Annotated in this window: 8 protein-coding genes; 2 read left to right on the forward strand and 6 right to left on the reverse strand. The window is 75.8% G+C overall.

The features are described 5' to 3' along the window. Positions 1 to 116: 116 nt before the first annotated feature. The 5 genes from TK50_RS02125 to pdhA form a co-directional block, all read right to left on the reverse strand. Positions 117 to 3,131, reverse strand: a complete 3,015-nt coding sequence (locus TK50_RS02125; RefSeq protein ID WP_043961124.1) for a hypothetical protein — start codon at positions 3,129 to 3,131, stop codon at positions 117 to 119. Between the two features lie 343 nt (positions 3,132 to 3,474). Then, complete coding sequence (locus tag TK50_RS34315; protein ID WP_165823299.1) at positions 3,475 to 3,612, reverse strand: hypothetical protein; 138 nt, start codon at positions 3,610 to 3,612, stop codon at positions 3,475 to 3,477. A gap of 221 nt (positions 3,613 to 3,833) precedes the next feature. Beyond that, positions 3,834 to 5,339: a dihydrolipoamide acetyltransferase family protein gene (locus TK50_RS02130; protein WP_199485958.1), complete on the reverse strand. Its 1,506-nt coding sequence runs from the start codon at positions 5,337 to 5,339 to the stop codon at positions 3,834 to 3,836. Further along, the gene (locus tag TK50_RS02135; protein ID WP_043961125.1) at positions 5,336 to 6,325 is read right to left on the reverse strand and encodes an alpha-ketoacid dehydrogenase subunit beta; all 990 of its coding nucleotides are present in this window, start codon (positions 6,323 to 6,325) and stop codon (positions 5,336 to 5,338) included. Before TK50_RS02135 ends, TK50_RS02130 begins: the two co-directional genes overlap by 4 nt. Next, positions 6,325 to 7,512, reverse strand: coding sequence for a pyruvate dehydrogenase (acetyl-transferring) E1 component subunit alpha (gene pdhA, locus TK50_RS02140; RefSeq protein ID WP_043961126.1), 1,188 nt, complete (start codon positions 7,510 to 7,512; stop codon positions 6,325 to 6,327). The genes TK50_RS02135 and pdhA overlap by 1 nt, the downstream gene beginning before the upstream one ends. A gap of 510 nt (positions 7,513 to 8,022) precedes the next feature. Here pdhA and TK50_RS02145 point away from each other — a divergent pair. Together TK50_RS02145 and TK50_RS02150 are read left to right on the forward strand one after the other, a co-directional pair. Continuing rightward, positions 8,023 to 8,949 carry a hypothetical protein gene (locus tag TK50_RS02145; RefSeq protein WP_144420131.1) on the forward strand — a complete coding sequence of 309 codons (927 nt, stop codon included), beginning with the start codon at positions 8,023 to 8,025 and terminating at the stop codon, positions 8,947 to 8,949. A 400-nt stretch (positions 8,950 to 9,349) separates the two neighbouring features. Continuing rightward, positions 9,350 to 9,874, forward strand: a complete 525-nt coding sequence (locus TK50_RS02150; RefSeq protein WP_241773904.1) for a phosphatase PAP2 family protein — start codon at positions 9,350 to 9,352, stop codon at positions 9,872 to 9,874. 210 nt (positions 9,875 to 10,084) lie between these two features. Here the strand turns inward: TK50_RS02150 and TK50_RS02155 are convergent, their stop codons facing one another. Next, positions 10,085 to 11,305, reverse strand: a complete 1,221-nt coding sequence (locus TK50_RS02155) for a hypothetical protein (protein WP_043961127.1) — start codon at positions 11,303 to 11,305, stop codon at positions 10,085 to 10,087. Between the last annotated feature and the right edge of the window lie 53 nt (positions 11,306 to 11,358).

The following is an 11,358-nucleotide window of genomic DNA, read 5'->3' on the forward strand; positions in this document are numbered from 1 at the left end:
CCCAGTCTGCCCGACCGCGAGGCTCCGACCGGCCGGCACCCCGCGCGGCTTGGTCACACCCCGGGCGTACGACGAAGGCGGGGCCACGGTGGTCCGTGGCCCCGCCCCCGGGTTCGCTACTTGGCGGCCGACTTGAGGCAGAGCACCTTCTTCGGCACGTCGCCACGCAGGACGACGTGCGGCTGGCCCGGGTCGGCGCACTTCTCCTTGGCCTCGACCTTGGACACGATCGTGAACGATCCTGCCTCGCCGCAGGTGGCCGACGTCGCGAAGTCGCCCGCCTGCTTCACGCAGGAACCGACGGCCGGGTCGAACGGCTTCGCGTTGTCGCCGCCCACCTTGCCGAGCAGCATGAGCAGCCCCAGCGGCACCGCGAGGATCAGCACGGCGGCCACCAGCACGGCGGCCAGCACCCGGCCGTTGCGGACCTTCGGCGGCGGAGCCTCGGCCTTCGGTGCGTCCGCCTCCGGCTTGAACGCGTCGAACCGGCCCTGCTCCTCCGGCTCCGCGCCCCAGGCGGGGCCGGACTGCTGCCCCTGCGACGGGAAGCCGACCTGGGTCGGTTCGCCGTACGGCGCGGGGGTGTTGCCGGGCACCGCGCCGTGCACGGCGGTGGCCCCGCCCATCGGGCCGCCGAACTGGTCACCCGGGCGGTCGCCCTCGTGCGGGCGGACGCCGTTGACGGGCCGGTTGCTGGCCGGCGGGTCCACGAAGGACGGCACCCCGGGCGGGAAGGTCGGCGGAGCGGGCGCGCCGGCGGCCCCGATCGCCGGGCCGTCGCCGAAGCCGTGCTGCTGGCCGGCCTGCCGGTCCGGGGCGTCGAAGCGCTGCGGTCCGCCCTGCGGCCCGCGGTCGTCGAACCGCTGCTGCGGCCCGACGTCGTCGAACCCGCGGTGCTGGTCGCGCCCCTCGAATCCGCGGTGCTGGTCGTGTCCGTCGAACCCGCGCTGCTGGTCGTGCCCGTCGAACCCGCGCTGCTGGTCGGGTTCGGCGGGGCGGCCCTGGGGGCCCGGCTCGTCGAAGCGGCCCGGCTCGTCGAACCGCCCCTGCGGGCCCGGCTCGTCGAACCGGGACGGTGGCGGGTTGTGCTCGGGGCGGAACGGGTTCTCGTCCGCCGCCTCCGGCTCGTCGGCCGGCTCCGGGCGGGCCGGCCGGCCGTACACCCGGGGCTGCGGCGCGGGCGCGCCGCCGGAGTGCAGCCCCTGGTCGGTGGGGGGCACCACGCGGCTGGCCATGGGCACGGACGCGCTCGCCGAGACGCTGCCCACCGCACCGGCCGCGGCCTCTCCGGCCTCCGCCGGGGGTACGGCGGCCCGGGCGGCCGCCCCGGACTCGGGCGAGACCCGGGGGGCGGGCACGAACGGGGTGCCCTGCGGGTGCGGCTCCTCGGCGCGGCCCCAGCCGGCGCCCGACTCGGGCGCGTACGGCGACGGGGCGCCCTCACGGCCCGACGGTTCGCCGGCCGGCGGGGGCTCGACCGCCGGGGGGAACTGGGCCGGCGGGGCATAGTCGGCCGGCGGGAGGGCGGCGAGGCTGGCACCGGGCACGCGCTGCTCCTGCGGCGGCAGCGGCACGGCGTTGGCCGGCGAGATCCCCGGCCCGGGGGCGGGCTGGTACAGCGGACGGTCCTCGGACCGCTCGGGCTCCCAGCCGTTGCCGGCCTGCTGCGGCGCAGCGGTCTCCGGCTCGGTACGCCCCCACGCCTCGCCCGGTGCCCACGGCTCGACGTCCGGCATGACCGGTCGGTCCGAGCGGTCGCCGCCGGGCCGCTGCTGCGGGCTCTCGCCGGGCGTCCCCCAGGCGGGCGGCCCGTCCGTGCCGACGGTGGCGGTGGCCCGCGCCGGTGGTACGGAGGTCGGCTCGGCCGCCGCCCAGTCGGGCACCTCCGGCCGGTCGTCCTGCCGCTGCGGCACCGCTGCCGCGCCCCACGTGCCGGGCTGCCCCGACTCGTCGGCGGCGGGCCAGGTGTTCGGCCTCGGCTGGTCGTCGGCGCGGACCGCCGTGGCGGCCCATCCGCCGGAGCGGGCGGGGTCGTCCTGGGCGGAGGCGGGGGAGCCGGTCGCCCAGCCGCCGGAGCGGGAGGCGTCGTCCTGTGTGGTGGCCCAGTCCTGGGGCGGGGTCGCCTGGCCGGGCACGCGGGCGGCACCTCGGGCGGCGGATTCGGCCTGGCCCCACGCGGCCGGCGGCTGCTCGGCCGGGCCGCCGAATCCGGGCTGCCCGGGCGCACCGTCGAACGTGGGTTGTGCGGCGGGTCCGCCGAATTCGGATGGGGCGGCCGAGGCGGCCTGAACTGCCTGGCCAGGGGCGTCGGGTTGCTCGGTCCGCGGCCAGCCACCGGAGCCGGCGGGGCCGTCGCCCTGCTGCGGCGCGGCGTTCCAGGCGTCGGAGCCGGCGGGGCCGTCGCCCTGCTGACCGGAGTTCCAGCCGCCGGAGCGGGAGGCGTCGTCCTGTGTGGTGGCCCAGTCCTGGGGCGGCGTCGCCTGGCCGGGCACGCGGGCGGCACCCCGGGCACCGGGCTCGGCCTGGCCCCACGGCGCCGGCGGCTGCTGGTCGGCCGCGGCCCAGGCCGGGGCCGCCTGCTCGTTCTGCTCCCAACCGGGTGCCGGCTCGTTCTGCTGCCAGCCCGGCCCGGCCTGCTCGTCCTGCTCCCAGGCGGGCTGCGCCGCGCCGGCCGGCGGGCCCCAGGCGGCCGGGCGGTTCGGCTCCGGCTGCTGCGCCGGCACCTGGGCGGCACCCCAGGCGGCGGTCGGGGGCTGGTCACTCTGCGGAGGCTGGCCCCAGGCGGCGGTCGGCGGCTGGTCACCCGGTGCCGCGCCCCAGTTGGGGGGCGCAGGCTGGTCGCCCTGCGGCCCGGTGCCCCAGGCGGCGGTCGGCGGCTGGTCGCCGTGGGGAGGCGCTCCCCAGGCGGCGGTCGGGGGCTGGTCGTTCTGCGGGGGCTGGCCCCAGGCGGGGGCCGGCGGCTGGTCGTTCTGGGTCGCCCAGGCGGGAGCGGGCGGGTTCGGCCGGGCCGCGGGGGGCGGGGGTGCCCAGCCCAGGTCCGGGTTGGCGACGCCGTACGGCGCCGGTGCGCCGGCGCCCGGCGACACCTCGTCCGGCTCCTGGCCGGGGTGGTGCGGGCCCTCGGACGTCATCGGTGCGCCTCCTCCATCACATGTCGGCCGCCGATGCCGACGGTGCGTCGGCGTGGGTGCCGGTGTGGCCGGCGGTGCCGACCGTGGGGACTCCCCGCACCGTATCCGGTGGCCGCCCGCGGCATCCGGGGAGCACCGGCCGTCACTCCGCGTCGCCGGACGGTGTCGAGCAGCTTCTATCGGCGCGACGGGGTCCGGGCGGGCGGTTGACGACCGAGCCCCACCGTACCGGGCGGTGCGGCGAGGCGGAATCCCGGTGTCAATAGGCCCGAAACGCCGACGACCCGCCCGGGCGAACCGGGCGGGTCGTCGAACTGGAGGAGGGTGAGAAAAGTGTGGGGCGTCAGCTCATGTGACGCTGGGCGATGGCGAGAAGCTCCTCGCGGACCGCGGGCGAGTTGGCGGAGCGCAGGGCGTGCTCGATGGCACGGGCCCGGCGGTTGGCGTCGCGGCGGTTGCGGATTCGCTCGATCATGCTCATCTGGGTTCTCCTCCTGGCTATTCGGTTGTCGGCCCCTTGATGACTCAATTGAACCGCATCCAGCCCGGAACTTCCAACGATTAGTAGGTGAGCTGAGACACCTGCCTAAGGATCGTAGGTCAACGGGGCTGCGGGGCGGCGCTTTCTTCTTCCAACGGCCACGGCCGGTGTGCCGGGCGTTCACCCGTGGCACACCGGCCGTGGCTGGTGTCGGTTACCCGTCAGGTCCAGGCGAGCAGCGCCGCCTCCGGATCGGCCAGGAAGTCCCCGATGTCGCGGAGGAACTTCGAGCCGAGTTCGCCGTCGATGATCCGGTGATCGAAGGAGAGACCCAGCGTGGTCACCTGACGTGGGCGGACCTTGCCCTTGTGCACCCAGGGCATCTCGCGGACCGCGCCGAAGGCCAGGATCGCCGACTCGCCCGGGGGCAGGATCGGCGTGCCGGTGTCCACCCCGAACACCCCGACGTTGGTGATCGTCAGCGTGCCGCCGGACATGTCCGCCGGCGAGGTCCGGCCGGCCTTCGCCGTCTGCACCAGGTCGGTCAGCGCGTCCGCCAGCTCACGCAGCGTGAGCCGGCCGGCGTCCTTGATGTTCGGCACGATCAGGCCGCGCTCCGTGGCCGCCGCGATGCCCAGGTTGACGTACTCCTTGACGACGATCTCGTCGCCGGCCCACGTCGAGTTGACCATCGGGTGCCGCCGCACCGCCAGCAGCACCGCCTTGGCGACCAGCAGCAGCGGCGAGACCCGCACGTCGCGCCACTCCCGCCGGCCCCGCAGCCGGTCCAGGGCCTTCATCGCCCGGGTCACGTCGACGGTCAGGAACTCCGTCACGTGCGGCGCGGTGAAGGCCGAGCGGGACATGTTCTCGGCGGTGAGCCTGCGTACCCCCTTGACCGGGATGCGCTGCTCGCGGTCGGCGCCGAAGGCCGCGGCCGACGTGGCCGGTGCCGCGACCGTCGGCGGCTCGGCCGCCGTCGCGGTGCCGCTCGCCGCCCGCTGTACGTCCTCCCGGGTGATCGAGCCCAGCGGCCCCGACCCGCTCAGCGAGCCGAGGTCCACGCCGAGGTCCTTGGCGAGCTTGCGCACCGGTGGCTTGGCCAGCACCAGCCCGCCGGGCCGCCCGTTGCCGTTCACGGTCGTCGCCGCCGCGACTGCTGCCGCTGCCGTGACCGGTGTCGCCGCAGGGGCGGGTGCCGGGGCCGGCGCGGGCGGAACGGAGGCCGCCGGGGTGGCGGCGGGCCGCTCCGGGGACGCGCCCTTGCGCGGGCGGCGCTTGGCCGGCGCGTTGCGCGGGCCGTAGCCGACCAGCACGGCGGTGCGCCCGCCCGGCGCCACGCCGCCGATCAGCCCCGGCTCGACCATGCCCTCCTCGGGCGCGATCTCGACGGCGGCCAGGGACGCCGCCGACGGGGTCGGCAGGTCGGCGGCCGGCGCGCCCGTCGTCGACGCCTCGACCGGGCCCGCGCCCGGGTCGGTGTCGATCGCGATGATCGGCGTGCCGACCTCGACCGTGCTCCCCTCCGGGTGGAAGATCGACCGGACCTGGCCAGCCCACTTCGCGGGGATCTCGACGGCCGCCTTCGCCGTCTCCACCTCCACGATCGGCTGGTTCAGCTCGATCGTGTCGCCCTCGGAGACCAGCCAGGCGAGGATCTCGCCCTCGGTCAGCCCCTCGCCCAGGTCGGGCAGGTTGAACTCCTTGATCCGCGACACCCCGCTCACCACCCGAAGGCGCGGTCGACGGCGTCGAGCACCCGGTCGAGGTCGGGAAGGTATTCCTCCTCCACCCGGGACGCCGGGTAGGGGGTGTCGAAGCCGGTCACCCGCAGCACCGGGGCCTCCAGCGAGTAGAAGCACTCCTCGGTGACCCGGGCGGCGATCTCCGCGCCCAGACCCAGGTTGCCGGGGGCCTCGTGCACCACCACGCACCGGCCGGTGCGCCGCACCGACTCGTACACGGCGGTGAGGTCCAGCGGGGAGAGCGTGCGCAGGTCGACGACCTCCAGCTCCCGGCCGTCCTCGGCCGCGGCGGCCGCCGCGTCCAGGCAGGTCCGCACCATCGGCCCGTACGCCAGGACGGTGGCGTCCGTGCCGGCCCGCGCCACCCGGGCCGAGTGCAGCGGGTACGCCGTCGACAGCGGGGCCTCCAGGTCGACCGGGCCCTTCTCCCAGTAACGCCGCTTCGGCTCCAGGAAGACGATCGGGTCGTCCGAGGCGACCGCCTGCTGGATCATCCAGTACGCGTCCTGCGGGTTGGCGCAGGTCACGACCTTCAGGCCGGCGGTGTGCGCGAAGTACGCCTCCGGCGACTCCGAGTGGTGCTCGACCGCGCCGATGCCGCCCCCGTACGGGATGCGGATGACCATCGGGATGCGCACCTTGCCCTGCGAGCGGTAGTGCATCTTCGCCACCTGCGACACGATCTGGTCGTACGCGGGGTAGACGAAGCCGTCGAACTGGATCTCGCAGACCGGGCGGAAGCCGCGGATGGCCAGGCCGACCGCGGTGCCGATGATGCCGGACTCGGCCAGCGGGGTGTCGATCACCCGCTGGTCGCCGAAGTCCTTCTGGAGGCCGTCGGTGATCCGGAACACGCCGCCGAGCTTGCCGACGTCCTCGCCCATGATGACGACCTTCTGGTCGTGCTCCAGGGCCCGGCGCAGGCCGGCGTTGAGGGCCTTGCCGAGGGTGAGCGTCTCCGTGGCCATCAGTGGGCGCTCCCTTCGAACGACTCCAGGTAGCGGCTGAACTGCGCCCGCTGCTCGTCGAGCTCCGGGGACCCGTGCGGGTAGACGTGGTCGAACATCGACACCGGCTCGGGGTTGGGCATGGCGAGCACCCGCTCGCGCAGGTGCACCGACTCGGCGCGGGCCTGCTCGTCGACCTCGGCGAAGAACGACTCGTCGGCGATCTTCTGCTTCTCCAGGAACGCCTTCATCCGGGCGATCGGGTCCTTGGCCTGCCAGGCCTCGACCTCGCTGGCGATCCGGTAGCGGGTCGGGTCGTCGGAGGTGGTGTGCGCCCCCATCCGGTAGGTGTACGCCTCGATCAGGCTCGGGCCCTGGCCGTGCCGCGCGTTGTCCAGCGCGTGCCGGGTCACCGCGTACGAGGCGAGCACGTCGTTGCCGTCCACCCGTACGCCGGGGAAGCCGAAGCCGCGCGCCCGCTGGTAGAGCGGGACGCGGGTCTGCCGCTCCAGGGGCTCGGAGATGGCGTACTGGTTGTTCTGGCAGAAGAACACCAGCGGGGCGTTGAAGACGCTGGCCCAGACGAACGCCTCGTTCACGTCGCCCTGGCTGGTCGCGCCGTCGCCGAAGTAGGCGATCACCGCCTCGCCGTCGTCGCCGCCGGTCTTGCCGTCCATGTGGACGCCCATCGCGTACCCGGTCGCGTGCAGGGTCTGCGCCCCGATGACGATCGTGTACATGTTGAACTTGAACTCGTTCGGGTCCCAGCCGCCCTGGTCGACGCCCCGGAACAGGCCGAGCGGCATGATCGGGTCGATGCCCCGGCAATAGAGCACGCCGTGCTCGCGGTAGGTCGGGAAGGCCATGTCCTGGCTGCGCAGCGCCCGCCCGGAGCCGACCTGCGCCGCCTCCTGGCCGAGCAGGCTGGCCCACAGCCCCAGCTCGCCCTGCCGCTGCAACGCGGTGGCCTCGGCGTCGAGCTTGCGGACCAGCACGAGGTCGCGGTAGAGCCCTCGGTACTCCTCGTCGGTGAAGTCGACGCGGTACTCCGTGCCGTCCGGCCCGAACGCGCTCTCGACGCGCTCTCCGGCGGGCGTGAGCAGCTGCACGAGTTCCGGGTCGCCGCCAGCCGTCGCGGCCGTTCGCTTGGCACGGGGTGCGGCTCGCCGGCCGCGGGTGGTGGTGACCCCGGGGTCGCCCTTTGCCATCCGTCTCTCCCTGTCGTGGTCTGCGCCGGCACCGGGGGTGACCCGCTCCGCGCAGTGTGTGCACCCGCCCGGCTGGTGCCGGACTGGTTCCTGGCGGCCGCGCCTAGCCCCGGTGAGGGTTGCCGCGCGGCGTGAGCCGGATTCCGTGCGAACCCGGTTCGGGAGCGCCGGCGTCGTACCGCGCCTGCCGCAGGGTGCGCGGAGGTCGCGGCTGCGTTGCCGTCGTGCCCCAAATGATGGCAGAGGAGGTGAGCGCGCCCACAGTACGCCCGCCCCGGATTCCGGGCGCTGTCGGGTTTGTGGCTGGTAGGGCCCTCTGTCCCCGGAGGATCGTGAGTGACCGGGGCGGGCCGGACAATTTGTGTGTCGACACGCGGTGGCTCCTGGTGAACTGGCCGTCACTGAGTCAAGCTGATGATGCCGGTCGGGCGTTTCATGGGTTTATGCCCGTTTTGATCCCTGGGGGTCGCCCGTCCCGCATCGATGATCGACGACGGACGAGGAGTGCGCGTGTCCCAGCCAGGTGAGGGTCCAACCGTGCCGCTGCTCGGCCGGCACCGTGCGGCCGGGGGCAGCTACCGTCGGGTCGTCGGGGCGCACCGTGCCCCCGGCTCCGGTGGCCCCGGGCGCGGGTACCTCTTCACGGTCGCCCTGCTCGCCGGCACCGCCTCCATGCCGATCCTCGCCGCCATCAGCACCGGGTCGGCCACCGTGGGCAGCACCGCACTCCCCGACAGCAGCACCCCGTTCATCCCCACGCGTTCCGTCGGGCCGGTGATCGTGCCGGCGACCGGCCAACCCGCGGCCGCCCCCTCGACCCCGCCGGGCACGGCCGCGGTGCCGCAGCCCGAGCTGCCCGGTCCGAACCTCCCGCCGCCCGCGCCCGCGCCGATCGTGCCGGCCGCTTCCGACCGGTCGGACCCCGAGGCGGTCCACCGCCCGCCGCCCCGGGTGCCGACCCTGCCCCCGCCGCCCACCGTGACCCCGACCCCCACCCCGACGCCGCACCCCTCCCCGGCCCCGGCGCCGACCGGGGAACCCATGCCTCCGACCTCGCCGACGCCTTCGACCGAGCCGACGGCTACCCTCTCCGCCTCGGCCCAGGTGCCGAGCCCGTCGTCGGGCACCGAGCCGACCGCGAGCGCGGAGCCCACCGCCGGCCCCGACCCGACGACGACCGCTCCCACCGCGCCCCGGGTCGCTCCCCCGGTGTTCCCGACCGCTCCTGCGGTGTCCCCGGCGGCACCCGCCGTGCCGAGGCTGTCCCCGGCCGTGCCGACGGCGGTGCCCGGCCCGCCCACACACCGCCGCCCGGCGGCCACCACGACCAGCCACCCCAGCCCGACGCCGCAGACTCCGGCCGTACCGCCCCGGCCCACCACCGGTTCTCCCGTCGGGCCCGCCGTGGGCGACGACCGCGCACCCGCCATCCGGTGAGGCCGGTCACCGCCGGCCAACCCGGCACTCGTCGAGATCACGCTCGATCCGGGAAGCAGTGGCCTCGTGGCGCGACCGATGCCACTACTTCCCGGATCGAGCGTGACCATGGCCCGGACTCCCGGCCCAGGCCACACGGCGGCGAGCGGCGGCCGAGGCGGCAGGTCGGCGAGTGGCAGCCAGGGCCGCACGGTGGCGAGTGGCAACCAGGGCCGCACGGTGGCGAGTGGCGGCCGAGGCCGCAGGCCGGCGGGCGGCGGCCGGGGCCGCACGGCGGGGAGCGACAGGGCTGAGCAGACCGGATCGCCCCCCGACGGGACAGGAGCGCCTCCCTGTCACGCCCGGCCCGGGGCTGCGCGCCGCCCGCCTGGTCACCGAGCTGACCGCGCCCGCCGTCCTGGTGACCGTGTTGACCATGCTGGTCGGCTGGTTCGGCGGGAACGGGGGCGCGCACGGGCTGGCCTGGGGGCTGCTTGCCACCGTCTTCGCCAGCGGGATTCCGTTCGCGTACATCGTCGGCGGGGTACGCCGCGGGCGACTCACCGACCACCACGTCGGTGTGCGGGAACAGCGCCGGACGCCGCTGCTCTTCGGACTCGCCTCGGCGGCGGTCGGCTGGGCCCTGCTCGCCGCGTTCGGTGCCCCCCGCCCGCTGCTGGCGCTGGTGGCGGCCGGCGTGGTGGGGCTCGTGGTGGCGGTGACCGTGAGCCACTGGTGGAAGATGTCGATACACACGGCCGTGGCCGCCGGCGCGGTGGTGGTGCTGGTGCTCACCTTCGGCGCCCCGCTGTTGGCCGCCGTGCCCGTGCCGGTGCTGGCCGGCTGGTCGCGGGTGCGGTTGCGGGCCCACACCCTGCCCCAGGTGCTGGTCGGTGGGACGGTCGGCGGGCTGGTGGCCGGAGCCGTCTACGGTGCGCTGACGTGAGCGGCCCGCCCGGCGACCCGGCCGGGCCCGCCCACGCTGCGAGCGCCCCGAGCTGACCGGCCGAGCGCCCGCTGTCCGACCGCCCGCCAGCCCGGCTGAGCGCCCGCCGAGCGCCCAGGACCAACCGGCTGAGCGCGCGCCGGCCCGGCCCGCCCACCGGGCGAGGCCCGAGCGGACCGGGTCCAGTGGAGGGCGCCCGGCCGCGTGCGGTCAGGCCCCGTCGTCGGCGAGCCGGTGCCGGTTCGCCTCGATCCAGGCGTCGAGGGCGGCCGGGTCGTCCGGGTCCACCCCGTCGGCCATCAGCTGGGCCACCGCCGCCGTGGCGGGGCTGCGGCGCTCGCCGGTGGAGTAGAGGCGGGCGAACTCGGGGATCATCTCCTCGACGGCCGTGTCGGTGCGCTCCGCCGCCGCCTGCGGCAGCCCCTTGCGCCGGGCCGCGTAGGCCGCCCAGCCGCGCAGCACCCGGGGCAGCATCGCGGCGTCGTCCATGTCGAGCACGGCCCGCCGGTGCACCCAGTCGAGCAGGAACAGCTCGGCGACCGTGGGGCTCCAGCGCAGCGCGTCGGCGTCGGGGAAGCTCGCTGCGTGGTCGAGCAGCAGGCTGAGGCAGAAGTGCAGCGAGGCCAGCCCCGCGTCGTCGGACGGGTCGAGGTCGTAGCGGGCGGCCTCGGGCGAGGCGAGGAACGCCCGGACCAGCTCCGTGCGCTGGTCGCCGGAGAGGGGCTCGGCGTCCCGGGTGGCCCCGGCGGCCGGCGGGGGCAGCAGCGCCAGCCGGGCGCCGGCCAGCGCCCGGTCGGTGGCGAGGGACCCTTCGGCGGGCAGCTCGCCCAGGTCGTCGGTGACGGCCAGGTGCCGGCCGACCTCGCCGTGCATCCGGGCCGGATCCTCCTCCCGGAACCACGTCAGCTCGTCGCCGTCGACCATCTCCCGGACCTGCTCGACGATGCGTCCCGCCGGGCCGCCCACGAAGACGTCCTTGGTGATGCCGATGTTGTGGTCGACCAGGGCCACCAGCGCGTGCTCAGGGCCGCCGGCCGCGTCGTCGTAGGCGAACGTGGCCAGGTAGGAGGTCTGGTCGCCGTACACGTCGCCGTAGCTCCAGGTGCCGGTGAGGTGCACCCGCCCGAGGTGCGCGGACCAGGCCGGGGCCTGGGTGCCGGGGTTGACCTTCGCCGCGCCCTCGGCGTCGGGCACCAGGGCGGCGAAGACGGAGCGGATGGTCCTCGCCGCAGCCGTGCGGCGGCGGGAGGTGGCGGCGAGGAAGCCCGTGACGAACTCCCGGACGGCCGCCTCCCGGTCGGTCTCCGCGACCGAGTAGACGCTGCCGAGCAGCGCCGCGCCGAGCATCTCGGCATCGAGGGCGGTGTCGAGCCTGGTCACGTCGCGTGCGGCGTGCAGCACCGCGTCGTAGGGGGTCTGAGGCGTGGCCATGCGTCGACCCTACGCCCGCCGACGGTCCCCGAACAGCGAAGAAAGACGCCGGT

Source organism: Micromonospora haikouensis, from assembly GCF_000876225.1.
Classification (GTDB): Bacteria; Actinomycetota; Actinomycetes; order Mycobacteriales; family Micromonosporaceae; genus Micromonospora; species Micromonospora haikouensis.